Raw genomic sequence first — 26199 nt, 5'->3', positions numbered from 1 at the left:
GCCCTGGCGCACGGGCCGAGCCCATGCACAGTGTGAATGACATGCCATAAAGCATATTCATTTCACTGATCCTGCGACAGCGGCGTAGGCTGGACGGACGCCAGGAGCCCGACCATGGATTTCAGCCCGTCCGCGCACACCCAAGCGCTGCTCGCCCGCCTCGACGCTTTCATGCGCGAGCATGTCGAACCTGCCGAGGCGGCCTATGCCGCCGCGCTCAGCGGCAGCGCCGATCATCGGCAGTGGGTGCAGCCGCCGGTGATGGAGGCACTCAAGCAGCGCGCCCGCGAAGCGGGCCTGTGGAACCTGTTCCTGCCCGACCTGGACGGCGGCGAGGGCCTGAGCAACCTCGACTACGCGCCGCTGGCCGAGCGTATGGGGCACTCCTTCATCGCGCCGGAGGTGTTCAACTGCAGCGCCCCCGACACCGGCAACATGGAAGTGCTGCACCGCTATGGCTCGCCCGAGCAACGCGAGCGCTGGCTGGCGCCGCTGCTGCGCGGCGAGATTCGCTCGGGCTTCGCCATGACCGAGCCAGACGTGGCCTCCTCCGACGCCACCAACATGCAGGCCACGGCCCGCGTGGAAGGTGACGAGGTGGTGCTCGACGGCCGCAAATGGTGGACCACCGGCCTAGGCCATCCGCATTGCCGTTTCGTGATCTTCATGGGCCAGAGCGATGCGCAGGCCGAACCGCACCGCCGCCACAGTATGGTGATCTGCCCGCTGGATGCGCCCGGCGTGCACATCGAGCGCATGCTGCCGGTGTTCCATCACTACGACGAACCATCCGGCCACGGCCAGATGCGCTTTGATCAGGTGCGCCTGCCGCTGAGTCACGTGATCCTGGGCCCGGGTCGCGGCTTTGAGATCGCGCAGGGGCGCCTTGGGCCCGGCCGCGTGCATCACTGCATGCGCGCACTGGGCGCCGCCGAGCGCGCGCTGACGTTGCTGTGCCGCCGTGCCAGCCAGCGCGTCGCCTTCGGTCAGCCGCTGCTCAAGCTGGGCGGCAACGCCGACATCGTGGCCAACCTGCGCATGGCCATCGAGCAGGCACGCCTGCTTACCCTCAAGACCGCGTGGATGCTCGATACGCAAGGCAGCAAGGCGGCGCTCAGCCTGATTTCGCAGATCAAGGTGGTGGTGCCGGCAGTGGCGCAGCAGGCCGCCGATGCGGCCATCCAGATCCACGGGGGCGCGGGGCTCACCGACGATTTCCCGCTCGCCCAGCTCTACGCCTATGCCCGCGTGTTGCGCCTGGCCGACGGCCCGGATGAAGTCCATCGCGCGGTGGTCGCCAAACTCGAAGCCAAGGCCCAGCTGGCCACGGAGCCGCACGCATGACCGCCACCACCGACCAGGCGCGCGCCGTGCGCGACGAAGACGCGTTCGACCTTGCACGTGTCGATGCCTTTCTCAAGCAGCAGTTGCCTGACCTGCACGGCACGCCAACGGTGAAACAATTTCCCGGCGGCGCGTCCAACCTCACTTACCTGCTCGGCTACGGCGATCGCGAACTCGTGCTGCGTCGCCCGCCGCGCGGCGCCAAGGCCAAGTCGGCGCACGACATGCTGCGCGAAGCGCGCATCATCGCTGCGCTCAAGCCCAGTTATCCCTACGTGCCGGCGATCCTGGCGCGCTGCGATGACGACTCCGTCATCGGTCAGGATTTCTATGTGATGGAACGCTTGCACGGCACCATCCTGCGGCGCGACCTGCCCGCCGAGCTGAGCCTGGATCGCGACGGCGTGCGCCGCCTATGCACGGGTTTCATCGATCGCCTGGTGGAACTGCACCAGGTGGATGTCGCGCAACCGGGCCTGCGTGAACTGGACAAGGGCGATGGCTATATCGCGCGCCAAGTCGCCGGCTGGAGCGAACGTTGGCGCCAGGCGGCCACCGAGGGCTCCGACCCCTGCGACGATGTGCTGGCCTGGCTCGCCGCCCACCAACCCGCGCGCGACAACGCCCGATGCGTAATCCACAACGACTACCGCTTCGACAACGTGGTGCTCGCGCCAGCGAATCCGCTCGACATCATCGGTGTGCTGGACTGGGAACTGGCCACCGTCGGCGACCCGCTGATGGACCTTGGCAGCTCGCTGGCCTACTGGGTGCAGGCCGATGACGATGCGGTGTTCCAATCGTTCCGTCGCCAGCCCACGCACGAACCCGGCATGCTCACCCGCGCCGAGGTGGTGGCTTATTACGGCGAGCGCAGTGGCCTGGATGTGTCGGGCTTTGGCTTCTACGAAGTGTTCGGCCTGTTCCGCCTGATGGTGATCATCCAGCAGATCTACCGCCGCTACGCCCTCGGCCAGACCACCAACCCGCAGTTCGCCGGCTTTGGCGATGCGGCGCGATACATGGGCATGCGTTGCCGCCGCGTGATCGCGGCGCTGGAGCGCTGAACATGCGCGAGCTGCTGCTGATCCGCCACGGCCAGGCCAGCTTCAGCGCCGATGATTACGACCAGCTCTCGGCCGTGGGTGCACAACAATCACGCCTGCTCGGCGAATGGCTCGCCTCGTGTGGCCCCTTGCCCGACCAGGTGGCGATGGGCCCACGTGTGCGCCATCGCGACACTGCCCTGCACTGCCTCGATGCAGCAGGTGTCACGCACACGCCTCACGTGCTCACAGGCCTGGACGAAGTGGATCATCAAGAGCTGCTCGCCCGGTTGCGCCCGGACCTCGCCGCGCCGGGTGCGCTGCGTGCGGCAATGAAGCAAAGCGATGATCCGCATCGCGCCTTCCAGCGCCTGTTCGTGGACGCGCTGCAACGCTGGACCAGCGGCGCCCACGATGCCGATTACCGCATCACCTGGCCTGCCTTTCGCCAGCACGTAGCGCAGGCGCTGCAACAACTCGCCAGCAGCGACGCCGACACGGTATGGGCGTTCACCTCCGGCGGCCCCATCGCGGTCATTGCCGCTCAACTGTTGCAGACGCCGCCCGGCGAAGCCTTCATCTTGAGCTGGCAGCTCGTGAACACCGGCGTGACGCGCCTGCGTCTAGGCTCACGAGGCCCCACGCTGGTCACGTACAACGCATGGCCCCATTTGGAACAGGCGCGCGATGCCCGCCTGGTGACCTTGCGATGAACCAGCACCGCATCGTGCATTTCTCCTCACCGACGAAGCCCGCTTTGCGCCTCGATACCACCAGGACAACCCACGCATGAACGCCACTACCTCCTTCGACCTGACCGGCAAGATCGCCATCGTCACCGGCGCCAGCCGTGGCATCGGCGCCGAGATCGCCAAGCTGTTCGCGCTGCACGGCGCGCACGTGGTGGTATCCAGTCGCAAGCAGGCCGATTGCCAAAGCGTGGTGGATGCCATCGTCACCGATGGCGGCTCGGCCGAAGCCTTCGCCTGCCATATCGGCGAGCTCGAACAGATCGAGGCCTTGTACGCGCATATCGACAAGGCCCATGGCCGCCTCGACATTCTGGTGAACAACGCGGCGACCAACCCGTTCTTCGGCCACATCCTGGATACCGATCCGTCGGTGTTCCAGAAAACGGTGGACGTGAACATTCGTGGCTATTTCTACATGTCCACGCACGGCGCGCGGCTCATGGCAAAGAACGGCGGCGGCGCCATCGTCAATGTCGCCTCGGTCAACGGCGTGGTGCCGGGGCCGCAGCAAGGCATCTACTCCATCACCAAGGCCGCGGTGATCTCCATGACCAAGGCGTTCGCGGTGGAATGCGCCGAGCAAGGCGTGCGCTGCAACGCTCTGCTGCCTGGCCTCACCGACACCAAGTTCGCCTCGGTACTGGTGAACACCCCGGCCATTCTCAAGGCGGCGCTGGCGCATGTGCCGATGCGTCGCGTGGCGCAGCCGTCGGAGATGGCCGGCGCCGCGCTGTATCTCGCTTCCGATGCTGCCTCCTACACCACCGGCACGGTGTTGAACGTGGATGGCGGCTACCTGTGCATCTAAGGATGCTCTGATTTTGATCGTCATCCCAGCGAATGCTGGAAGCGCCTTTCAACAGCCGAAGGGCTGGTCATCCAGTGCCTGTAAATCTTTGAACGTAAATGCGCTGGATGACCAGCCCTTCGGCTGTTAAAGAGCACCTCCTGCTCTCGCCCCCTTTTTGGGGTCCGCAGGAATGACGAACAAAAAGTCGATTAATCACACCTTCCCTAACAAAGGACCACGCATGAGCTTGAATCCTGCCCCGCGCGCCGCCGGCAAACGCGCTTTCGTCACCGGCGCGGGTGGCGGCCTCGGTGCCGCCACGGCGCACATGCTGGCTCGCCACGGCGCCAAGGTGTTTCTCACCGATATCGATGGCGCCGCCGCGGCGACGCAAGCGGCCGATATCAACCGCGAGATCGGCGCCGAGGTGGCCTGGTCCGCCCCGCACGACGTGCGCGAGGAAACGCAGTGGGAGCGCCTGCTCGCCGAAGCCGCGCTCGCCATGGGCGGGCTCTCGGTACTGGTGAACAACGCCGGCGTCGGCTCGCTGGGCACGGTGGGCGAGATCGAGTTGAAGGAATGGCGCCGCGTGATGGCAGTGAACGTGGAGGGCGTGATGCTGGGCTGCAAGCACGCGCTGCCTTATCTGCGCGATGCGCAGCCGGCGTCCATCATCAACATCTCCTCGCTCGCCTCCTTCAAGATCGACCCCAGCTACACCGCCTACAACACCTCCAAGGCCGCCGTGGCCGCGCTCACCAAGTCGGTGGCGGTGGATTGCGCGCGCCAGAAGATCGATGTGCGCTGCAACTCCATCCACCCTGCCTTTATCCGCACCGGCATCGTGGCGCCGTTCTTCGCCGCGCTCGGCGAGGAGGAAGCCACGCGCAAGCTGGTGCGCGGCATTCCCATGGGTCGCCTGGGCGAACCGGACGACGTGGCCTATGCGGTGCTGTATCTCACATCCGATGAAAGCCGTTATGTCACCGCTGCCGAGCTGGTGCTCGATGGCGGCGCCCGCGCCGTGTAATGCCGGAGTATTTACCGATGACCTCGATCAATCGCCAATTGCTGTTGAAGACCCGCCCCGAAGGCCTGGTGCGCCAGGACAACTTCGAACTGCACGAACAGGCCGTGCCCGAACTGGCCGAAGGCGAAGCGCTGGTGCGCGTGCTCTACCTGTCGATGGACCCCACCAATCGCGTGTGGATGAGCGATATCCCGCAGTACATGCCGCCCGTCGCCATCGGCGAGGTGATGCGTGGCCTTGGCCTGGGACGCGTGGTGGCGTCCAAGTCCGCCCGTTATGCGGTGGGCGACCTCGTGCAAGGGTTGGTGGGCTGGCAGGACTACGCCGTTATCCGCGACGCGCAAGCCAAGGATTGGGTAAAGCTGCCGCCCAAACCGCCCGTGGGCTTGCCCACCTTGCTCGGCGCGTGCGGTTTCAGTGGCATCACCGCGTATTACGGCCTCACCGAGATCGCGCCGGTGCAGCCGGGCGAAACCTTGGTGGTATCGGCCGCCGCCGGTTCGGTCGGCTCCATTGCCGGCCAGATCGGCAAGCTGCGCGGTGCGCGCGTGGTGGGCATCGCGGGTGGCAAGGACAAGTGCCGCCACCTGGTGGAGGATCTGGGCTTCGACGCCGCCGTCGACTACAAGGCCGACGACTTCAAGCAGCAACTCGCCGCCGCCACGCCGGATGGCGTGCACGTGAACTTCGAGAACGTGGGCGGCCCGGTGATGCGCGCGGTGCTCTCGCGCATGGTCAACGGCGGCCGTGTGGCGCTGTGCGGGTTGATCGCCAACTACGCCAGCGGCGGCAAGCCTGCCGACGATTACAGCGTGATCATCGTCAAGCGGCTGACCGTGCGCGGCTTCCTCGCCTTCGATTACCGCGACCAGCAACGCGCCGTGCAGGACCTGGTCGGCTGGGTGGTCAGCGGCCAGATCAAGGCCGGCGAAACCGTCGCCGACGGCCTGGAGAATGCACCGCTGGTACTCAACCGCCTGTTCGACGGCAGCCATACCGGCAAGCTGGTGCTGCGCATCGCCCAAGACAGTTGATCAAGTGCGTCACCGCTGCGGCACCTGCCGCAGCGGTGACAACGCGCTTACTCCGCCGGTTCGGCCTGCACCGGCGGCGGCTCTGCCGCCTTGCGCTGACGCGCCCGCCAATAGCCGCCTTCGCTCCACGACTGAAAGCCCCAGCGCAGCCAGCCGATCAGCGCATTGGCCAGCCACAGCGCCCACAGCAGCATGGCGATCTTGTAGACCCACAGCGACACGCTGAACACGCCAGCCACCGGCAACGCGCCATCGGTTTGGTCAGCAAACCAGTTGAGCTGCCAGGCGCTGGAGTCGTTGCCGGCCACATGCATGTCCGGCAGGCCCAGCAAACCCTTGGGCACTGCGGAGACCAGCACCGCCAGGGCCACCAGCGTGAGCAGCGCCAAGCCAGCCTGTTGCAGGTTGAAGGTGGTGCCGTAGCGCTCGGGCAGCACATGCCGCGCGCGCAGGCCCAGCAGGATCAACCACACCACGACCAGGGCATAGGCGCCCCAGGCGAACGCCGAGAAACCCAGCCCCAGCAGCAACCACTGGTAGAAGCGCAGCGGCGTCGGCGCGTAGCGCGCGAGCAGCCACGCCGCCAGCAGCAGCACCAGCAACTGCGACCAGTACAGCACCGCCGGCCCCTTGGACGGGCCCCAGGTCCACAACACCCAGCGATCCTGCGGCAACGCCTGGTGCAGGTCGAGGTTGGCGGCGGGTGCATCCAGCGAGAGTGCCGGCATGCGCGTCACCGCGCCCACACCCTGCGGCAGGCGCAAACGCAGGCTGTAGCGATGCACGCCCGGCAGCAGCGGCAGGCTCAGCTTGTCGTCGCGAATGGCCAGGTTGATCGGCTGCACGTCGCGACGCGCTTCCATCAACTCGGCACCCGGCGGCAGCTTCAAGGCATGCTCGCCACCGCGCGTGCTGCGCGCCACCAGCTGCAGGGTGATCTCGCTGGCGCGATCGCCCGCCTGGCTGGTCAGGTTCACCGCATCGAACGCGAGGCTGGGGCCTGCCACCGCCTGCGGCTTGGTGACCGCCAGCGCCAAGGTTTCACCGGGCAACGGTTGATAGCGCAGGCCGTTGTCATCGAGCGTGGCGGGCACGCCCTTGGCCTCCACGTGCCAGATCGGCGCCGCCTGCACTACCCACTGTTCGGCGCGCTCGCCCAGTGCCGGGGCCGCCAGGTCGAGCTGATCGCGGCGATCCAGGCGACTGCTCCAACGCACCTCATTCACGCCTGCGTTGAAGGTGACGCCGATGCGGCCATCCTTCACCCGCACGTTGTCACCCAGCGGGTGCTCGCCCGGCAGCAGCGGCAGATCCAGGCTAAAGCCGCCATCCAGCGGTGCGATGCGCTGCACCGTGTTTTCCACAGTCCACTCATTGCCCAGCTGCAACGTGCGCACCAGGCGTACGTAAGGTGGAAAGGTCTGCGCCGTGCCCACCTGGGTTTGCCCATCGGCCGCGGTGCGCACGCGATTGAGCGCGAGGCTGTCGCCGAGCAGGCGACCATCGTCCAGGCCGTCCGCGCTCCAGCCGTTGCCGTTGAACAGCACGCGCTGCGGATGCAGGGTGAACTGCACATTCGCCGTATCCACGGCGGCTACGCGATAACGAAGGGTGACATGGTGGACGCCACTGTCCAGGCGCACCGCCATCTTGCCTTCGACGCCGCGCAACAGCGGTGCCGGCTTGCCATCGGCATCGACCGATTGCAGTTGCAGCGCATCGTCGCCTTGCGGCAACAGCACCGCCATGGCCGCGCCCACGTGCAACTCCATCGCCAGCGTGAGCTGGTCGCCATTGGCCTGCACCGTAGCCTGGGCCGCGCTGACGCAGTTGGGTTCGCACTTGGGCGTTTCGGTGAGGCGTGCACGCAAGGCGTCGAGCACCTCGTGCCCCGGCGTGGCCTGTGCATGCGTGCCATGCGGCAACAGGGCCAGCGCGAGCAAGGCCACCGCACCGGCACGCAGGCGCCAGCCGCCCGTCACGCCCGGCCATGCACGCCACCAGCCCAGGGCCAGCTTGGCCAGCAAGGCCACCAGCAGCGCGAGCATGCCCACGCGCAGCAAGCGCACCAGCCATGCGGGCGCGATCACCAGGCGCGTGGATTGCTCGGCCGTCACCGGGCCGGACCAACCCAGGCGATAGTTGTTGCCCACATCCCACGAGGGCGTGCCGCGACCGGCCTGGATCACGCTTTGCGCATCCACCTCATGGCCCACCGTGTTGGCGGCCGTGATGCGGGTGCCGGTGACGGTGACCGAAGACAGCGCCTTTGCCTTGGGCGACGAGCGATAGGCTTGCTTCATCGCAGATGTGGCAACCATATCGGCCGGTGGCGCAGGCGGAGCGGGTGGTGCGGGTGCGATGGCATTGGTAGACACCTCTTCCACCGCTGGCGCAGCAGCGGCGGGGGCCTCCTCGACCTCGGCGGTTGCCTCGCTTTCCGGCGCGAAGCGGACCGCCGTGGCGTAGGCACCTTCCTCCAACTGCGGATGCAGGGCGACGTTCATTTGCGTCGCGGCAAACGGCAAGGTCCACAGCACCGTCAGCGCCAGCAGTGCCACGGCGCCGATGCGTGCGAACGCGCGCAGACGCCCCTCGGGCAAGGCTCGCGTGAGCAAGCCCAAGGCGAGCACCACCGCCAGCGTCCAACGCGGCGCGCCGCCTTCGTGCAGCGACAAGGCGAGGAAGCCCAGCGCCACCAGCGCCCATGGCCAGCCAAGCAGACGCCCGGCCAGCAACGCGATCAACGCCACCACGAACAAGTCGAGCAGGCTCCACTGCGCGATCCACGAATCGGGCGAGCGATCGGCGCCCACCGCGCCCAGCAAGCGATAGCCGTGCGGCAGGTAGAGCGTGCCATCGATGCGTTCCAGCGGCAGTCGCCAGCCGCCGCTGGCCGCGCTGCCACGTTCGGGCAGGCGCAAACCGGCGGTGACGTTGATTTGCGTGCCACGCAACTCCACGCCCTGACGACCGCCCGCATCGGTGGTGACCAGCAATGGCGCACCCGCCAGCGTGGCGCTCTGCAATTGCCAGGGTGCGGCCACGTCCAGCCGCTGGCTGCGGCGCAGCGTGCCGGTAAGGTGGTCGAGCGTGGTGAAACCATGCCCGTCGAAATCCAGCCACAGTTTGCGTTGCAGGGTGAGTTGATCGCCCTGGCCACCCTCGCCGCCGCGCGTACCCGCCTCGACGGCAAGGCCGTGCGAAGCATCGAGCACATAGGCTGGCAAGGCTTCCCAGTCGGGAGGCACATCGGCCTGGCCGGCGTCGGTGGCCTGCCCGTCCACGCGCGTGCTGCGCAGGGAGGCATCGTCGGCATAGCTCCACACTTCCTGCGCGGGCCAACCCTCACCTGGCGGTTTCAGTGCCACCTGAGCGAGCACGCCCGTGCCGCGCGCGCCCAGCGAAAGCGTCCATTGACCGGGCCGCAACTGCACGCGCAGGCGGCCATCGCTCTCCAGGCGCGCCGGCAATTCGCCGCTGAGCGCGGTGGCGACAAAGCCATCGGGCAACACCGGCCCGAGCACCTGTTCGCGCGCGCTGCCGGTGACGTTGAGCTGCAACTGGGTTTCCAACGTAGACGGCAGGCCATCGCCAAGGCGACGGAATACGCGCATCGACAACGCATCCACCGCGCGTTGCGCGGCGGCGGCTTCGCCCAGGGTGAGCTGCTCGCCATTGCGTTCGATCCGGCTCACCGCGGCGCCATCCAGGCTCAGTGTGACCAGGCCGATGGTAAAGGGTACATGCAGCCGCGCCGGCCGATTCACCCAGGGCAGTTCACCACGCAGGCTGTAATCACCCGGGTCCAGACGCAACGCGGGATTGCCTTCGTGCGATAGCACCGGCAGCGGCTTGCCGTTGGCGCTGACCTGTTGCGGCCACGCCTGCGCATCGCCGGGCAGAGCGACCCAGCCGGGCGCATCCACGTGCACATCGAAAGTGAAATGCGCACCGTCCTTGCCGGCATCGATCGCCAGGCGACCTGGCCACACGCAGGCATGATCGCCCGCATCGCCAAGCCAGGGGCAGGCGTGCTCGGGCACATCGTGCAGCACCCAGCCCTGCCAATCCTTCAGCGCTGGCGGAACGTCCTGCGCCAGCAACGGCGCCGCCAGCAATGCCAACGGCCACAACCATCCCCACGGACAACGCATGTCTTTCTCCCTGACTACCCGGGTGGGCCGGCCCAGTGTAGGTGCCAGCGGGAGGCGTCGACTAGGGAAGCTCTGATTGAACGACATTTTGCTCGTCATCCCAGCATCCCCAAAACGGGGCAAGCGCTGGAATCCAGTGTCTTTAAATCGTTGCGCGCCAAGGCACTGGATTCCTGCTTACGCAGGAATGACGATCAAAATCAGAGCATCCTTAGGGAAGCGCACCCTGCGCCTCCCGCAACGCCTTTTAGCCATGAAACGTCGCATCGGGCGTAACGGGGTTCGCGCAGACAAAAAAAAAGCCGGGCGGTAGACACCGCCCGGCTTCATGGTCGTGTGCTTACGATCAGCGCAGGATCGTGGCGGCGTCCTGCTTGCTCACCAGCGCGCTGCACAGCAACGTGCTTTCGGTGGTCTGGGCCAGGCCACGCTCGGCACCGCTCACCTGCTTGGCGCGATCCTTGAAGAACGTCTGCAGACGTTCGGCCTCGTCCTGCGAGCAACCGCCGCCGCCCATCATGCCGGGCAGGCGACCACCGGCGAAGCTGCCGGTGCGCTCGACAATGCGGTCGTAGTTGGTCGTGGCCCACTGCCAGGTGGCATCACGCTGCGCACGCGAGTCACGACCACCCATGAGCAGCATGGCCATCTCGCCCACCTTCACCTTCTTGTCCAGCGCGAAGTTGCGCACCTGCTCGGCGGTGACCGTGCTGTCCGCTTCGCTCAGGCCGCTGAGCATGGCGTTGCGCAGCGCCGGGTCGCTGGTCTGCGGCAGCTCGGCGATGAGCGCGTCCACCGCGCTCTTGCCACGCTCCTGCACGGCCACGCCCAGCGCCACGCCGAGCAGGTCCGGATCGGCGGCGCTGAAGTCCAGGCGGCCATCGGCCTTGCGCTTGAGGGCGGCATCGCCCTGCTTGAGCAGTTCCGCGCGCACATCCGGCAGCTTCACGCCCAACGCCAGCTCCTCGGCCAGCGCGGTGCGCAGCAGGGAGTCGGAGTCGGCTTCGTTCGGCTTGCGGTGATAGCCCAGCTGGGTAAGGCGCGGCAGGTAGGCGGCCTTGGCCCAGGCGGCGAGCTTGGCGCGCTGCGCGTCGGTGTTGGCGAGGTTGCGGTAGATCCAGTTGAAGCTGGTGAGCGGCGCGGTGGCCACTTCGCGCGTCTTCGATGCCGTCAGCGGCTTGAGCGCGGCGAGCACGTCGCCCGCATCCAAGTCACCGTGCTTGAAGCTGGCGTATACCGCATCGGCGTACGCGAGCTGTTCGGCGTCATCGAGCTTGTCGACCTGCTTGCCCAGGTTCGCCAGGTCGCTCTTGGCCATGGCGAAGCGGTAGTAGCCCGTGCCATTGGCGTTGGGCAGCACCCAGGTGGCCTTGCTGGCGCCGGTGAGCACCATGGTGCCCTCGGCCTTGTCGAGCAATTCGCAGCTCACCTTGCTGCCGTCCGGCGTGCCGTAGCGCACGCACATGGGCACGCCCCACACCTGCTTGTCGTCGCCCTTGCTGCCCACCGGCAGGTAACGGCTCTGGCTGAGGTGCAGCACGGTCTTGTCGCCCTGCTGCTCCAGGCGCGTCTGCACATAGGGCACGCCCGGCTGGTTGAGGAAGCTCTTGAAGGCCTGCTTGAAATCCTCACCCTTGTCGGCCGCCTTGGCGATGGCGTTGATCAGGTCATCCGCCGTGGCGTTGCCGAACTTGTGTTCCTGGATGTACGCGCGCATGCCCTTCTGGAACACCGGCTCGCTCACGTAGCCTTCGAACATGCCGAGCACGGCTGCACCCTTCTGATAGGTGATGCCGTCGAACGCGGTTTCGATATCGCCGTTGCCGGTGATCGGCTGGCGGATCTTGCGCGTGGTGACCAGGCTGTCGCCGTTCATCGCGCCCTGCGCACCGCGCACGCGGTCGAGGTCAGCGCGGTATTCCGGGTGCACCTTCTGCGTGACCTTCTGCTGCATCCAGGTGGCGAAGGCTTCGTTGAGCCACAGGTCGTCCCACCACGCCATGGTGACGGTGTCGCCGGTCCACTGGTGCGCCAGCTCATGGGCGGTCACGTTGAACGAACCGCGCACGTAGTTGGCCGGGGAATCGGGATCGAGCAGCAACAGCCAGTCGCGGAAGGTGACCAGGCCCGGGTTCTCCATTGCGCCGGCGGAGAAGTCCGGCGCGGCGAGCAGGTCGAGCTTGTCCCACGGATAGCCGAAGCCGTAGTACTCCTCCAGCGTGTGGATGATGCTCGGCGTTTCGCCCAGCACGTGCTGCATGCGATGGCCTTCGCCCTTGGCGGCCACGCCGCGCAGCTCCAGCGCCTGCGCGCGGTAGGCGGTGGGCGAGATGTCCGGGCCCTTCACCACGTCCCACGGGCCCACGCCGAAAGCGACCAGATAGGTGGGCAGCGGCTTGGTGGTGGAAAAGGTAAGGCGCTTCCAGCCCTGGCCGGCCGGTTCTTCCTTCACCTGCTTGGTGTTGGCCACGCCCACTTCATCGTTGGGAATGGTCAGGCGGATATCGAACGGCGTCTTCAGCGAGGGCTCGTCGAAGCCCGGGAACGCGTAGCGCGCGCTGATCGGCTCCATCTGTGTCATCGCGTACGGCTGGCCTTCGTGGCTCACCTTGTACAGGCCCTGCAGCTGCAGGTTGAGCGGCGCGGTGTACTCGATGGCGAGGGTGAGCTCCTGCGGCTTGAGCGTGCTGCCGAAGTCCACGCGCACCACGCCTTCCTGCGGCGCCACGTCCACATACTTGCCCGCGCGCGACTTGCCGGCGGCGTCGGTCACGGTGACCTTGCTCACCTTCAGTTCGCGGCCGTGCAGCCACAGATGATCCGATGCCTGGCCAAGCTTGAGCTTGATCACCGTGGTGCCGGAGAAATCGGCCTGGCGCGGATCGACCTTGAAGTCGAGCTGGTACGACTCGGGCTTCACCCAGGTCGGCAGCGTGCCGTGCGGCTGATCATCGGTGGCCGGTGCGGCCAGGGCGGCGCCACAACAGACGGCCAGTGCGGTAAGGACAAACGGACGAGCGAAACGACGCATGCGGAACGATCCCCTGGGGACAAACGAATCCGCAAGCTAGGCGTAGGCATGACCTATGACCCAGTGCCAAAAGGCATGGAGTACCGCGAATTCGTCAGTACAGACGCATTTACACCACCCAAAGGCCTACGACGTATTCCTACGAGTCCCACAAGTCCTTGCGGTCCCCACCAAACCCCTTGCTATAGTCCAGACGACTTTCCTCAGGCAGCACTGGCATGAAGGACAACCCGCCGCCACCCCTTCCACGCGCGCCTCGCCTGATGCCGCGCGTGGCGGTGCTGGAGGACGACCCGCAGTTGCGCGAGGCGATCCTGGTGCCGGGCCTTCGCGACTTCGGCTTTGACATCACCGGCGCGGGCACGGCCGCCGAGCTTTACCGTCACATGCTCAGGCACCCCTTCGACATGGTGGTGCTCGACATCGGGCTGCCCGACGAGGACGGCCTAAGCGTGTTGCGCCATCTGCGCGAGTTGTCCGACCTGGGCATCGTCATGCTCACCGGCAATCACGGCCGGGAAGACCGAATTCGCGCGCTCAGCGATGGCGCCGACGCCTATCTTTCCAAACCGGCGGATGTGGAAGTACTGGCCGCCACCCTGCACAGCCTGCAACGCCGACTGCAAGGCCACGCCGCGCCGCGTGCGGTGCAGGCAGGGATGGGGCCATGGCATCTGGACACCGACGGGTGGTGCCTCGTGTCGCCCAAGGGCAAAGTGGTCGCGCTTACCGTCCCCGAACGCAGCGTATTGCGCGCGTTGATCGCCGATGCGGGCAACCCGGTGGGACGTGAGGCGCTGATCGCGCTACTGGCCGACGATGTCTACGATTTCGATCCGCACCGCCTGGACATGCTGATTCATCGGCTGCGCCGAAAGATCGCCGAGCAAACCGGCGAGGCGTCGCCCTTGGTCACTGCGCGCGGCGCCGGCTACATCTTCGTGCGCGACGCCTTGCACTGATTCCTCGCGCTACGCGATCAATTCCATCGGCTGCGCAGCCGCCGCGCGCGGCAGGCTGATACGGAAGGAGCTGCCCTGCCCCGGTGCGCTGCGCACGTCGATGTGGCCGCTGGCAGCCGTCACCACATCCTTGACCACACTGAGCCCCAGCCCGGTGCCGCGGTCGGCAGCCTTGGTGGTGAAGAAAGCATCGAACACGCGCCCACTCACTTCTTCGCTCATGCCCAGGCCGCTGTCGGCGAGCGTGACTTCCACGCTCCCTAGCGCCTCATCACCGTGGGTGCCTATGAGGAAACGGCCGCCTTGGGGCATCGCATCGCGCGCATTGGCAGCCATGCTCAACACCACCAGTTCGAACTGCGAACGATCGAAGTGTATGGGCAATGGCGATTCACTCAAGGCCAACTCCACGCGCACGTTGGTGTCGAACAACTGGCATACCATGGGCAACAAGTCGCGCAGGGCGTCGGCCACGTCGAACACCTCCAATCGCGTCGGCTCCTGCCGGCTGAAACTCAACAGCCTGCGCGTGATCGTCATGCCACGCTGGGCCGCACCCTCCACCCCTTGCAGGGCGCCAAGCAACGCATCGACGCCGCTGTCGGCCAGGCGCTCGCGGCGCTGCGCATAGCCCAGGATCACGCCTAGCAGGTTGGAGAAATCATGCGCGACGCCACCGGCTACGCGCCCCACGGTTTCCAGCTTCTGTGCGTGCACCAGCAACTGCTGAGCGCGCACGCGATCCTGCATTTCCCGATACAGGCTTTCGTTGGCAACCGCCAGCAACTGCCCGCGCGCATTGGACTCGGCCAGGCTTTCGCGCAGCGCGGCAATGGTGCGATCCAGGATGATGGCTACGATGGTATAGCTGGCCACCATCGACACCTTCTTGCCCAGGAACCACTCGACGGGACCATGCCCGAGCTGGCGCAGCACATCGGAAGCGGAGCCGGCGAGGAACACCAGCATCAGCACCGCGTACACGCGCCACAGGGTACGTCGCCCCATCACCAACCCGCCCACGCCCAACAGCAGCAAGGGAAACGGATCGTTGGTCAGGCGCTCCAGCCCAATCAATGAATAGGCCAGCAAGGCCGACAGCAGCATCACGGCCAGATACAGCGTCACGCCCTGGCGAAAGCGCCCCGTACGTACGAGATAGAAGCTCCACCAGGCCACGGCCATCATGACGCCGTCGGTGAACACGTCCGCCAGCAGGCCCGTGCCACTCATGCTGTGGCGGAACGAGGTGAAGCAAAGGTGGATCACCTTGTTCACCGGCACCACCAGGCCCATGCCCATCAGCAGCAACTGCACAAACGGCGCATTGCGGCGATCGACCGGGTCTTCCACGGGTACCTGGGACAGCCAGTCCCTCCCGGCCGTCCAGATGTTCTTGATCATGCGTTCCCCCCAGAACGACATACAACTGTGCATTTGTCGCATGCCCTGGTGCAGTGAGCAAGAGTGGATATGGGTGAGATTGCGAGAGGTTGGGAAATGTCACGTGGAAAAGTGTGCGTGACTGCACAGGTCGCCTTGACCGATCTTCGCATCGATGGCTTAGGCGCTGACCAAAGCGTCTAGACGTCCATACGCATCGGGGTGATGGGGATCGCTTCGATGTGCATCAACACCATTGATAGCGCCTTGGCGCCTGACGCCAGCCGCGCTCGATCATCCATCGGGGAGTTTCGCGTGAACAAGATCCACAGCAAGGTCTGGAGCAAGTCGCTCCAGCGGCTCGTTGTCGCCTCGGAAATGGCCAAGGCTCACGGTAAGGGCGGCGTGCGACGCCGATTGGGTGCCGCACTGCTCTGCGGCGGCTTGCTCGCGGCGCCATTCACCACGCAGGCGGCGGGCAACGGCACCGCCCCACTCACGTTCGGCGGCCTGCCGTGGGTTCGCGCGCTTTCCGCTCCCTTTACGCCCGCCTCGGCCAATCTGCCACAAGGCAGCGGCTATTTCGTGGCCACCGGTGCCGCCGATGGTTCGGACGACGCCATGGCCCTTGGCAATACCGCCACCGCCGCCGGCGCGCTGGCCACTGCGCTTGGTGACGATAGTGTCGCGCTGGGCACGCGCAGCTTGACGCTGGGCACCGCCTCGACCGCCGTGGGTGCGGACAGCCTCGCCGCTGGCGACCAGAGCACCGCGGTGGGCAGCTCCAGCAATGCCAACGGCGTGATGTCCAGCGCGCTGGGCAACCAGAGCCTGGCGCTCGGCGACTACAGCACGGCACTGGGTGCCGGCAGTTATGCACAAGGCACCGGCAGCTCCGCCGTGGGCAACAGCGCCGCCGCCGTGGGCGAATACAGCACGTCGGTCGGCTATGGCTCGGTCGCACAAGGCGATCACTCCGCGGCACTGGGCGATACCGCGCAGGCTACCGGCGTCGGCACCGTGGCTGTCGGCAGCAACAGCGTGGCCGATGCAGACAACGGCGTTGCGCTAGGCACGAACGCTCAAGAACATGGCAGTGGCGTGGCCGTGGGTTACAACGCCATCAACAACGGCAGCGCAGGTGTCGCGGTGGGCTTTGGGAGTGTCACCAATGGCGCTTTCGCCATCTCCATTGGTTTTCGCGCAGAAACCGATGGCCCATTCAGCACGGCGGTAGGTGGCTTTGCGCTGGCCAGCGCCTGGCAGGCTAGCGCTTATGGCATGGGCGCCTTTGCGCAGTCCTGGGAGAGTACGGCACTGGGCTCCAACGCTCATGGCGGCGGTGCGTACTCCACAGCTGTCGGCGCGGAAAGCTCGGCCACCGGCCAGGCGGCGACCGCCATCGGCAGTATCGCGAGCTTCTTCGGTGGCGGAGCAAGCGCCTCAGGCGCCTACACCACCGCCGTGGGCTCGGGCACGCATGCCAGTGGCGCCAACAGCACCGCGCTGGGCGTGAATGCGCTGGCTGGCCAGGATTTCTACTCCACCAGCAATGCCGACTACACCACCGCACTCGGCTCCGAGGCCTGGGCCACCGAAGATGGCGCCACCGTGGTGGGCTACAACAGCTACGCACAGGCAGTGAATGCCACCGTGATCGGCAGCAACGCCTGGACCACCAAGGACGCCACCAATAGCGTCGCCATCGGCGCCGGCTCGCTGGCCGATCGCGCCAACACCGTATCGGTGGGCGCCGTGCAAGACTGGCAGGATTCCGCGGGCGTTACGCACAGCGCCATCAATCGCCAGATCACCAATGTGGCCGCCGGCAGCGAAGACACCGATGCCGTGAACATGGCGCAGCTCAACCTTGCCGTGCAGGGCATGGGCAGCACCATGAACAGCTCCGCGCTGTCGATGGGCCAGGCCGTGGCGCAACTGCTGGGCGGCTCCGCCAGCTACGGTGTCAATGGATTCACCGCGCCGAGCTATCTCATTCAAGGCAGCGCATATGGCAACGTCGGCGATGCACTGAGCGCGCTGGATGGCTCCATGTCCAGCGCACTCACCAGCATCGGCAACCTCACCAACCAGGTGACCAACATCATCGGCACGGGTAACGGCCACATGGTGGAGGGCAGCGGCAACGGCCTGGCCGTGGGCCAGAGCAGCGTGGCGACCGACGGTCGCGATACCGCCATCGGCAAGAATGCCACCATCGGCGCCGATGGCAGCACCGCCGTGGGCAGCAACGCCACCATCAGCACGGCCGCCACCAATGCCGTGGCCGTGGGCGCGGACAGCAGCGTCACCGCTGCATCCGGCACCGCAGTTGGCCAAGCCGCCTCGGTCACTGCCGCCAACGCCGTGGCGCTGGGCGCCAACTCGGTAGCCGATCGCGCCAACAGCGTGTCGGTGGGTAGCGTCGGCAGCGAACGGCAGGTGACCAATGTCGCCGCCGGCACGGCTACCACCGATGCCGCCAATGTGGGCCAGGTCCAACAGGCTCTCGCTACCGCCAAGACCTATGCGGACGCCGGCGACACGCAGACGCTCAACAGCGCCAAGGCTTATACCGACGCCAAGTTGGCCGGCTCGGTAAGCCAGTCGGACTTCAACAACTTCCGCAGCCAGGTATCCGACGAATTCCACACAGTGAATACGCGCGTGAGCCGTGTCGGCGCCATGGGTTCGGCAATGGCTGGCATGGCTGGCGCGATCGCGGCGGCGGCCGCCACCGACAACCGGGTCAGTGCTGCCGTGGGCAACTACAGCGGCCAGGGCGCACTGGCCGTGGGCTATTCGCATCGCCTGCCCGGCAACGGCAGCGTGCTGGTCGGTGGAACCATCGCGGGAGGCGGTGAATCCAGCGGCACGGTCGGCGTCAGCTTCGGCTGGTGACCTCTTGCGCCGGCGCGGCCCAGTCGCGCCGGTGCCTTATCTCGCCTTTCCATCCATTTCGGGGTAATTCGCTATGTCCCATCACCACACGTTTCGGCGCATCGCGCTGGTGGCCGCCCTGTCGCTTACTGGCGGCACCACCGTGGCCTCCGCGGCGTCGCTGACGCCCACGCTGCCCACGCAGGCCAGCATCACGCCCGCCATGCAGGCGCATGACCGCTTTATCGTCACCTATCGCAACGGCACGACCGAGCGAAGCAACCATGTCGCCGCTGTGCAGACCGTGGCCGCCGCACTGAGCCGTAGCGGTGTCGCGCTGGCCGCCACGCGCTCGCAGAGCATGCCGGTGGCCTACCAGCGCAAGCTCGGTACGGGCGCCGACCTGGTGCGCACCAGCCGCAAGCTCAATACGCAGGAAGCCAACGCGCTGATGGCCCAGTTGGCGGCCGATCCGGCGGTGCAAAGCGTGCAGCCCGATGTGCTGATGCACAAGGCGGCGCTCACGCCGGTCACACCCAACGACCCGATGTACGCCAAGTACCAATGGCATCTGCGCGCGGGCGACGGCAGCAACGAGCAGATCGGCCGCGATACCACCGCCTACGCCAATCTGGGCGGCGCCAACGTGGCCAACGCATGGAACCTTGCCGACGGCACCGGCGTAACGGTCGCCGTGCTGGATACCGGCATTACCCAGCATTCGGATCTGGATCTATCCCTCGCCGGCGCGGGCTACGACTTCATCAGCGACGCGTTCGTATCGGGCCGCGCGGACGATAGCCGCGTGCCTGGCGGCTGGGATCTTGGCGATTGGACCACCGATGCCAAGTACACCGATCCCGTCACCGGCTGCGTAGATGCCTCGCAGGCGGAAAACAGTAGCTGGCACGGCACGCACGTGTCCGGCACCATCGCCGAACTCACCAACAACAGCCTGGGCATGGCGGGCATCGCCAACAAGGCGCATGTGTTGCCGGTGCGCGTACTGGGCCATTGCGGTGGCTATAGCTCCGATATTGCCGACGCCATTACTTGGGCCTCGGGCGGTCATGTCGATGGCGTGCCGGACAACACCACGCCCGTGCAGGTCATCAGCATGAGCCTGGGCGGCCAAGGTGCGTGCAGTGCCAGCGACATCACCGGCCAGGCGATTGCCGGCGCGGTGAGCCGCGGCGTCGCCGTCGTGGTGGCGGCAGGCAACAATAACGACAACGCCGCCAACTACACACCCGCCAGTTGCCCTGGCGTGATCACCGTGGCGTCCAACGGTATCGCCGGCAAGCGCTCGTTCTATTCCAACTACGGCAGCAACGTGACGCTCGCTGCGCCGGGCGGCGGCGTGTACCCCAACGATGGCACCAGCGGCACGATCATCGATGCGGGCTTTGTGTGGTCCACGATCAATGCCGGCACGCACGAACCCACCACCGAGAGCTATGGCGGCATGGCCGGCACCTCGCAGGCGACGCCGCATGTATCGGGTGTGGTGGCATTGATGGCCAGCGCGCGTATGACCCTTGGCCTGCCAGCGCTCACGCCGGCTCAGGTGCGTAGCGTGTTGATCGCCAGCGCGCGCAAGTTCCCGAGCACGCCCGACCAGACCATCGGTGCCGGCATCGTCGACGCGTACGCCGCGGTAACGCGCGCCTCCAACCCCACCACCACCGACCCGACGGCCGTGGCGCTGATCAATGGCGCGGCGGTCACCAACCTTGCCGGCGCCGCCAGCGACACCTTGCTGTTTGCGCTGGACGTACCCGCCGGTGCGCGCAGCCTGAGCCTGCGCACCCTGGGCGGCACCGGCGATGTGTCGCTCTTCGTCAAGCAGGGCACGGCTCCGGCGCTGGATGGCTCCGATGCCACCTACAAATCGGTGAAGCCCGGCAACAACGAGTCGGTGGTGATCAGCCTGCCCACCGCCGGCACCTACTACCTGCGCGTGGTGGGTGTAGCCGATTTCAGCAAGCTCACGGTGCTGGGCAGCTTCGTCACGCCATAAGGCCGGTTGGTCCCTTTTGCCCCCAGTTCGCCCCGGCGCTACGGCCGGGGCTTTTTTTGTGCGCGAGCGGCCGCAGGAACATTGCCATTGCCGATGGAAGCGCTCACCATCATAGAAACGAGCTATCGATAGAACGTGGACCTTCGGCATGAACCTGCGCGACCTGCACTACCTCGTGGCCCTGGCCGAGCATCGCCATTTCGGGCGCGCTGCCGAAGCGAGCTTCGTGAGCCAGCCCACGCTCTCCACCCAGATCAAAAAGCTGGAAGACGAGTTGGGCGTGCCCCTGGTGGAGCGCACGCCGCGCAAAGTGCTGCTCACCGAAACCGGCCGCGAGATCGCCCGCCGCGCGCGCGGCGTGCTGGCTGAAGTCGAAGAGATCAAGGCCATTGCGCAGCGCACGCGCGACCCTGAGTCCGGCACGTTGCGCCTTGGCATCTTCCCCACGCTGGGCCCCTACCTGCTGCCGCACCTGGTGCCGCTGGTGCGCAAACACTTTCCGCGCCTGGAGCTGCTGCTGGTGGAGGAAAAGACCGAGCAGGTCGTGAAGATGCTGCGCGAAGGCGGGCTGGATGTGGGTGTGCTCGCCCTGCCCTTGCACGAAGACAGCCTGCACACGGAGTTCCTGTTCGAGGAACCTTTCGTGCTCGCCGTGCCCGAAAGCCACCCGCTGGCGCACAGGCAGAAGCCGCTCAAGCTGGGCGACCTGGAAGACGAAAGCCTTCTGTTGCTGGAAGACGGCCATTGCATGCGCGACCAGGCGCTGGAAGTGTGCCAACTAGCCGGTGCGGGCGAGCGTTCGGGCTTTCGCGCCACCAGCCTGGAAACGCTGCGCCAGATGGTGGCGGCCAACGTGGGCATCACCTTGCTGCCCACGCTGGCGATCAAGCCGCCGGTGGCGCGCACGGACAACGTGCACCTGCTGGAATTCGCCGGCCATCCGCCCAGCCGCCGCATTGCGCTGGTGTGGCGCAAGAGCTCGTCCATGGCGCCGTTCCTCAAGCGCTTCGCCGAGGTGATCCGCTCGCTGCCACAGGATCTACTGCACCCGGGCGTCAGCGAGGCCAAGCCCGCACGCCGCAGCACGCGCTGAGGCACACGCATGGCACGCTGGCTGGCCGTTGGCTTGCTGTTGATTGCCGCACTGGGCGGCATGCACTGGTGGCGATATCGGCCGCTCAGTCCAGCGTCGGGCGTATTGGCACCCGATGCGCCAACCCAGATCGACCTTGACCAAGGCGCTGCCCTGCAACGCGGCGATGTCACGCTCACCACGCGGGCGCGCTTCGAACTCACCGCACGCGTGCTATCGCGGGCGGATTACCACATGGGCGATGCCGCCGCCCTCGCACCCATCGACCTGGCGCTGGGCTGGGGCCGCATGTCCGACAGCAGCGTGCTCGCGCGCATCGAGATCAGCCAGGAGAACCGCTTTTACCACTGGCACGTGAGCGAGTTTCCCATCCCTCGCCGCGAGATCGAACGCTCCAGCGCGAACATGCACATGATTCCCGCCGACCGCGTCGTGCGCGAAGAACTCGAACGCGTGCGCGTGGGCGAAGTAGTTCACCTGGAAGGCTTCCTGGTGGACGCCACCCGCCCAGGCGGCTGGTATTGGCACACGTCAATGACACGCGACGACACCGGCGATGGCGCCTGCGAGCTGGTGTTCGTGGAAAGCGTATCGCCGGTAGCGCCCTGATCTTGATCGTCATCCCAGCGAAGGCTGGAGGTGCGTTTCAACAGCCGAAGGGCTGATGATCCGGCATCTATGAATACTTGAACGGAATGGCGCTGGATGACCAGCCCTTCGGCTGTTGAAAATCCCCTCCTGCACTCGCCCCCTTTTTGGGGTTCGCAGGAATGACGAGCGAGCTGTCGCTTAATCACTCCCCAGAGGAACCCCTGATCTTGATCGTCATCCCAGCGAAGGCTGGGATCCAGCGTCTGAAAATCCTTGAAGCGGAGAGGCGCTAAGAGCCTGCTCACGATTTCCACAAGTTGCGGCCCGCCCGTTAGGCCTCTTCGCTCCCTGGGAGGCCACCTAAGCAACGCGCGCTACAAAACCCCGCGCTCGATCAACCCGCCCCAGGCAACCCGATAGGACAGCTCACACCCGTGCCACCCAGGCCGCAATAGCCGTCCGGGTGCTTGGACAAATATTGCTGATGATCGTCCTCGGCCAGATAGAACGGCCCGGCCAACGCAATCTCCGTGGTGATCGCACCGTAACCCGCCTTGGCCAGCTCGGCCTGAAAACGCTTGGCCGATGCCTCAGCCGCAGCGAGCTGCGTCACGTCGCTCACGTAGATCGCCGAACGGTATTGCGTGCCCATGTCGTTGCCTTGACGCATGCCCTGCGTGGGGTCGTGGTTCTCCCAGAACACGCGTAGCAACGTTTCAAGATCCACCTTGGCGGGGTCGTAGATCACGCGTACCACCTCGGTATGCCCGGTCTGCCCGGAACACACCTCGCGATACGTGGGGTTGGGCGTGTAGCCGCCGGCATACCCCACCGACGTGCTCAACACGCCCGGCACGCTCCAGAACTTGCGCTCCGCACCCCAGAAACAGCCCATGCCCACCACCAGCACCGCCGCCCCGGGGTAGGCCTCCACAGGCAACGGCGTGCCCAGTACGTGGTGCACGGCGGACGGCACAATCGGGCGATCGCGCCCTGGCAAAGCATCTTCGCGATGCGGCATACGTTGCTTAAAGGCGCCGATACCAAGCATGGGGAAACCTCCTACTTCTGCATTTCTACCGATATGGCGGCCGCGTCTGCGTAAATCAACGAAAGCCGCCCCGGCCTGGCGTCAATAACGCAGCAGCGCGTGCACCGGCTGACCGCCCACCCAGCGCGAGCGCCCATCCAACGCGGGCAATTCGATGACCACACTGGCGCCCACCAGTTCCGCCCCGAGCTTGTTCACCAGCACGGCGGCGGCCGCCAGCGTGCCGCCCGTGGCGAGCACGTCATCCACGATCAACACTCTTTCGCCCGGACGTAGCGCATCGTTACGTGCCTCCAGGCGATCCATGCCATATTCGAGCTGATAATCCACCCCCACCACCGGCGGCGGCAGCTTGTTCGGCTTGCGCAGGGGCACAAAGCCGGCGTGCAGCTTTTGCGCCAGCGCCGCGCCAAAAATGAAACCGCGCGATTCGATACCGCACACTGCCTGCACCCCGCTGCCCTGCCAGGGCTCGGCCAGCGCATCGATACAGCGGGCAAAACCGCCGGCGTCGGCGAGCAAGGGGGTAATGTCGCGAAACACCACGCCGGGCTTGGGAAAATCAGGCACGGCGCGAACCAGCGCCTGGATCTGCTGCAACACATGTTCCATGAAAAACTTCCTCAGCGCGGATATCGCGCCGGGAGAGCATACCGCCGGGCTTCAACCCAGCGCAGGCAGGGGCGCGTCGGGGTCGTCCTCGAAGTCGCTCAGGGCCAGCCGCGCCTCCACCAGCGCGGCCTCCACCTCCCGCACGACCTGCTCGGCGGCCTGCTGGTGGCTTTCCGGCACCATCACGGCCACATAGTCCAGAGCCGGCAATTGCCCTACCGCGCCCGTGAGGTACTCCCCGGCGACAAAGGCGGGAATGTCCGCGCGCTCCAGCGCGTCCTTCACCAGGTGGGCGTCGATGAGGCTTTCGGCTCGATAGGCGATGCGCATGGGTGGCACGCTAGCGCGCTGGGAGGGGTGGAGCAAGGTTTTCAGGGTCGTTACGTGCCCGGCGCGCTGGGAAGTATGGCGCCATGGGTGGTATGGGCTATCGCCTGGACAGGATTTTCAATGGATGCAGTGGCGCCGAATGGGCGCGCAGCGTCTGCAAGCGGCCTTCTCATTTTCCCGCTCATCATCGCCACGAAGGCAGAACAAACGCAAAGCGCTCAAAACGCCCTAGGCATGCCCAAGGCGGACTCCGCGAGTCATCTCGTGCCTTCGTTCTTCACTAGCCATACTGCGACCTGAAGGACCTCGATTAATAACAAGACGCCAGGTTCGCGCTTTCGCGGGGACGACGTTGTCGGTGCGGGTGAACCCGGGAGGTGCGCGCGTCGCGCCCATACAACGTGACTCACTTTCTGCTGCCGATGAGCACCTCGAAGCAGCATCCACACCACAAACGCGAGGAAAACGCCCTTACGGCAACCCCTCCGGCAAGCCACCTGCCGAACTCGCCTCCAACGCCACCCTTACCGTGCGCAACAATTTCTGCGTGGAAATGGGTTTGTCGATGAGATAGAGGTGTTCCATCACGGGCAGCTCGTCCATATCCGGTGGTGCATCCGGGCGTGCCAGAAGCAGCACCGCGCGGCGGTAACCGTGATCGAACAACGCGGCGAGCGTGCGCACGCCGGTAAACAGATTCATGTCCGCATCCAGCACGACAAGATCGGGCACGCCGTGTGCCTCGATCCATTGCAACGCTGCCGTGCCGCTCTGGCTGGCATGGGCCTGGTAGCCCCAGGAGTCGAGCGTGTCGACCAGCAGCGACAACTGGCCGGCTTCTTCCACCACCACCAGCACGCGCTCGGCTTCGCCCTGCAGATCGCCGTCCGCCTCCAGCTCACTGAGGTCCACCACGCGGTCGGACAGCGGAATGTACAGGTGAAACTGCGTGCCCTCATGCGGCGTGCTGTGCACGCGCATCACACCGTCATGCGCGGTCACGATGCGCTTGCAGGAAATGAGGCCCAGGCCCGTGCCCGTATCCTTGGTGGTGTAGAAGGGCTCGAACATGTGCCCGAGCGCCTCCTCGTCCATGCCGATGCCGGTGTCGGCTACGGTGAGGCGCAGGTAGCTCCCGGCAACGGCTTCTTCGTCCGCCAGGAAAAAGTCCTCAAGCAGGGTGTCCACGTGTGTCTCGATGCGCAACTCGCCGCCGTCGGGCATCGCCTGGATGGCATTGAGGCAGAGGTTGAGCAGGCACTGCTGCAATTCGGTGTGGTTTCCCTCGAAGGTGATCTCCAGGTCGGCCGCCGACAATTGCAGCGTCACCGAGCGCGGCACGCTGCCTTGCAGGAGCAGGTTGAGCGCATCCAGCAGCGCGCCCACGCGGACCTGCTCGGTAAGGCGCGCGCCGCGTGCGAACGACAGCATGGATTGCACCATGTCCAGGCCGCGCTTGCCGCAATCGCGCACCAAGCGACCCAGGCGGGCCAGGCGGGGGTCTTCCTGATAGTCCTGCAGGCTGTCGCCCGCCAGCAGCAGTGGCTGCAACAGGTTGCGCAGATCGTGGCTGAGGCCTCCGGCCAGCATGGCGAGGCTTTCAAAGCGCTGTGCGCGGATGAGTTCGGTTTCGGCGCGGCGACGTGCGCGCTGTGCTTCCGCTTCGCGCAATGCGCGCCGCACGGCGGAGGCCAGGCGCGCGGGGTTCTGTTTGAGGATGTAGTCGGTGGCGCCGTTGCGCAGGGCTTCGATGGCCGCCTCTTCGCCCAGCGTGGCGGAAACGAAGATAAAGGGTAGATCCTGGTCGCGTTCGCGCAGCAGCTCCAGCGCGCGCTGGCCGGAGAAGCCGGGCATGCTGAGGTCTGACAGCACGATGTCGGGGCAGAACTCGTCCAGCGCCCCAAGGAACTCCGGCTCCGCATCCACCAGATACACGTCGTAATCGATAGCATCGGCGTCCAGCTCGGACAGCACCAGTTCGGCGTCGAGTTGGCTGTCCTCGATCTGCAATACGCGAATTTTCGGGATAGCGCGGTGTTGCCTGTCCACTTTCTGCGACTCCATCGTGGGCGTCCTGCCCGAATGTTGCACGG

The 26199-nt window shown here is 66.1% G+C and carries 18 protein-coding genes; 11 read left to right on the top strand and 7 right to left on the bottom strand.

From position 1 onward, the window contains the following. Positions 1-114: 114 nt before the first annotated feature. The 6 genes from AC3G2C_RS06040 (at position 115) to AC3G2C_RS06015 (ending at position 5996) form a co-directional block, all read left to right on the top strand. The gene (locus tag AC3G2C_RS06040) at positions 115-1344 is read left to right on the top strand and encodes an acyl-CoA dehydrogenase family protein (RefSeq protein ID WP_488383709.1); all 1230 of its coding nucleotides are present in this window, start codon (positions 115-117) and stop codon (positions 1342-1344) included. Continuing rightward, positions 1341-2411, top strand: coding sequence for a phosphotransferase family protein (locus AC3G2C_RS06035; protein ID WP_488383708.1), 1071 nt, complete (start codon positions 1341-1343; stop codon positions 2409-2411). Before AC3G2C_RS06040 ends, AC3G2C_RS06035 begins: the two co-directional genes overlap by 4 nt. A 2-nt stretch (positions 2412-2413) precedes the next feature. Continuing rightward, positions 2414-3103, top strand: a complete 690-nt coding sequence (locus tag AC3G2C_RS06030; protein ID WP_488383707.1) for a histidine phosphatase family protein — start codon at positions 2414-2416, stop codon at positions 3101-3103. 76 nt (positions 3104-3179) lie between these two features. Beyond that, the gene (locus AC3G2C_RS06025; protein ID WP_488383706.1) at positions 3180-3950 is read left to right on the top strand and encodes an SDR family oxidoreductase; all 771 of its coding nucleotides are present in this window, start codon (positions 3180-3182) and stop codon (positions 3948-3950) included. A gap of 223 nt (positions 3951-4173) precedes the next feature. Further along, positions 4174-4962: an SDR family oxidoreductase gene (locus tag AC3G2C_RS06020; RefSeq protein WP_488383705.1), complete on the top strand. Its 789-nt coding sequence runs from the start codon at positions 4174-4176 to the stop codon at positions 4960-4962. A 17-nt stretch (positions 4963-4979) separates the two neighbouring features. Continuing rightward, a complete protein-coding gene (locus AC3G2C_RS06015; protein WP_488383704.1) occupies positions 4980-5996 on the top strand; it encodes an NADP-dependent oxidoreductase in 1017 nt (338 codons plus the stop codon). Between the two features lie 47 nt (positions 5997-6043). Here the strand turns inward: AC3G2C_RS06015 and AC3G2C_RS06010 are convergent, their stop codons facing one another. Then, positions 6044-10153: a hypothetical protein gene (locus AC3G2C_RS06010; protein WP_488383703.1), complete on the bottom strand. Its 4110-nt coding sequence runs from the start codon at positions 10151-10153 to the stop codon at positions 6044-6046. A gap of 346 nt (positions 10154-10499) precedes the next feature. Next, positions 10500-13184 carry a M1 family metallopeptidase gene (locus AC3G2C_RS06005; protein WP_488383702.1) on the bottom strand — a complete coding sequence of 895 codons (2685 nt, stop codon included), beginning with the start codon at positions 13182-13184 and terminating at the stop codon, positions 10500-10502. A gap of 218 nt (positions 13185-13402) precedes the next feature. Here AC3G2C_RS06005 and AC3G2C_RS06000 point away from each other — a divergent pair, with 218 nt between their 5' ends. Then, complete coding sequence (locus AC3G2C_RS06000; RefSeq protein ID WP_488383701.1) at positions 13403-14146, top strand: response regulator transcription factor; 744 nt, start codon at positions 13403-13405, stop codon at positions 14144-14146. Between the two features lie 9 nt (positions 14147-14155). On the opposite strand, the gene AC3G2C_RS05995 is transcribed toward AC3G2C_RS06000, so the two are convergent. After that, positions 14156-15550, bottom strand: a complete 1395-nt coding sequence (locus AC3G2C_RS05995) for a sensor histidine kinase (RefSeq protein ID WP_488383700.1) — start codon at positions 15548-15550, stop codon at positions 14156-14158. 294 nt (positions 15551-15844) lie between these two features. Here AC3G2C_RS05995 and AC3G2C_RS05990 point away from each other — a divergent pair, with 294 nt between their 5' ends. From AC3G2C_RS05990 to AC3G2C_RS05975, 4 genes are all read left to right on the top strand, one after another. After that, entirely contained in the window at positions 15845-18430 is a 2586-nt protein-coding gene (locus AC3G2C_RS05990; RefSeq protein WP_488383699.1) for an ESPR-type extended signal peptide-containing protein, read from the top strand. A gap of 73 nt (positions 18431-18503) precedes the next feature. Beyond that, positions 18504-20429 (top strand): S8 family serine peptidase, encoded by a 1926-nt coding sequence (locus AC3G2C_RS05985; RefSeq protein WP_488383698.1) that lies wholly within the window; start codon positions 18504-18506, stop codon positions 20427-20429. A gap of 148 nt (positions 20430-20577) precedes the next feature. Beyond that, positions 20578-21522, top strand: coding sequence for a DNA-binding transcriptional regulator OxyR (oxyR, locus tag AC3G2C_RS05980; RefSeq protein WP_488383697.1), 945 nt, complete (start codon positions 20578-20580; stop codon positions 21520-21522). A 9-nt stretch (positions 21523-21531) separates the two neighbouring features. After that, positions 21532-22131: a hypothetical protein gene (locus AC3G2C_RS05975; RefSeq protein WP_488383696.1), complete on the top strand. Its 600-nt coding sequence runs from the start codon at positions 21532-21534 to the stop codon at positions 22129-22131. A gap of 376 nt (positions 22132-22507) precedes the next feature. On the opposite strand, the gene msrA is transcribed toward AC3G2C_RS05975, so the two are convergent. From msrA to AC3G2C_RS05955, 4 genes are all read right to left on the bottom strand, one after another. Beyond that, positions 22508-23164, bottom strand: a complete 657-nt coding sequence (gene msrA / locus AC3G2C_RS05970) for a peptide-methionine (S)-S-oxide reductase MsrA (RefSeq protein ID WP_488383695.1) — start codon at positions 23162-23164, stop codon at positions 22508-22510. An 81-nt stretch (positions 23165-23245) separates the two neighbouring features. Then, positions 23246-23776: an adenine phosphoribosyltransferase gene (locus tag AC3G2C_RS05965; protein ID WP_488383694.1), complete on the bottom strand. Its 531-nt coding sequence runs from the start codon at positions 23774-23776 to the stop codon at positions 23246-23248. Positions 23777-23827: 51 nt separating this feature from the next. Next, positions 23828-24106, bottom strand: coding sequence for a putative signal transducing protein (locus AC3G2C_RS05960; RefSeq protein WP_488383772.1), 279 nt, complete (start codon positions 24104-24106; stop codon positions 23828-23830). A 471-nt stretch (positions 24107-24577) separates the two neighbouring features. Then, positions 24578-26170: a response regulator gene (locus tag AC3G2C_RS05955; RefSeq protein ID WP_488383693.1), complete on the bottom strand. Its 1593-nt coding sequence runs from the start codon at positions 26168-26170 to the stop codon at positions 24578-24580. Positions 26171-26199: the final 29 nt, after the last annotated feature.

The sequence above is a fragment of the Frateuria sp. sgz306004 genome (genome assembly GCF_057750885.1).
This window is presented reverse-complemented; position numbering and strand designations above follow the sequence as displayed.

Excerpts from the sequence above, each read along its gene's own strand:
- AC3G2C_RS06040 (WP_488383709.1), top strand. The coding sequence starts at position 115 with ATGGATTTCAGCCCGTCCGCGCACACCCAAGCGCTGCTCGCCCGCCTC.
- AC3G2C_RS06035 (WP_488383708.1), top strand. The coding sequence starts at position 1,341 with ATGACCGCCACCACCGACCAGGCGCGCGCCGTGCGCGACGAAGACGCG.
- AC3G2C_RS06030 (WP_488383707.1), top strand. The coding sequence starts at position 2,414 with ATGCGCGAGCTGCTGCTGATCCGCCACGGCCAGGCCAGCTTCAGCGCC.
- AC3G2C_RS06025 (WP_488383706.1), top strand. The coding sequence starts at position 3,180 with ATGAACGCCACTACCTCCTTCGACCTGACCGGCAAGATCGCCATCGTC.
- AC3G2C_RS06020 (WP_488383705.1), top strand. The coding sequence starts at position 4,174 with ATGAGCTTGAATCCTGCCCCGCGCGCCGCCGGCAAACGCGCTTTCGTC.
- AC3G2C_RS06015 (WP_488383704.1), top strand. The coding sequence starts at position 4,980 with ATGACCTCGATCAATCGCCAATTGCTGTTGAAGACCCGCCCCGAAGGC.
- AC3G2C_RS06010 (WP_488383703.1), bottom strand. The coding sequence starts at position 10,153 with ATGCGTTGTCCGTGGGGATGGTTGTGGCCGTTGGCATTGCTGGCGGCG.
- AC3G2C_RS06005 (WP_488383702.1), bottom strand. The coding sequence starts at position 13,184 with ATGCGTCGTTTCGCTCGTCCGTTTGTCCTTACCGCACTGGCCGTCTGT.
- AC3G2C_RS06000 (WP_488383701.1), top strand. The coding sequence starts at position 13,403 with ATGAAGGACAACCCGCCGCCACCCCTTCCACGCGCGCCTCGCCTGATG.
- AC3G2C_RS05995 (WP_488383700.1), bottom strand. The coding sequence starts at position 15,550 with ATGATCAAGAACATCTGGACGGCCGGGAGGGACTGGCTGTCCCAGGTA.
- AC3G2C_RS05985 (WP_488383698.1), top strand. The coding sequence starts at position 18,504 with ATGTCCCATCACCACACGTTTCGGCGCATCGCGCTGGTGGCCGCCCTG.
- oxyR (WP_488383697.1), top strand. The coding sequence starts at position 20,578 with ATGAACCTGCGCGACCTGCACTACCTCGTGGCCCTGGCCGAGCATCGC.
- AC3G2C_RS05975 (WP_488383696.1), top strand. The coding sequence starts at position 21,532 with ATGGCACGCTGGCTGGCCGTTGGCTTGCTGTTGATTGCCGCACTGGGC.
- msrA (WP_488383695.1), bottom strand. The coding sequence starts at position 23,164 with ATGCTTGGTATCGGCGCCTTTAAGCAACGTATGCCGCATCGCGAAGAT.
- AC3G2C_RS05965 (WP_488383694.1), bottom strand. The coding sequence starts at position 23,776 with ATGGAACATGTGTTGCAGCAGATCCAGGCGCTGGTTCGCGCCGTGCCT.
- AC3G2C_RS05960 (WP_488383772.1), bottom strand. The coding sequence starts at position 24,106 with ATGCGCATCGCCTATCGAGCCGAAAGCCTCATCGACGCCCACCTGGTG.
- AC3G2C_RS05955 (WP_488383693.1), bottom strand. The coding sequence starts at position 26,170 with ATGGAGTCGCAGAAAGTGGACAGGCAACACCGCGCTATCCCGAAAATT.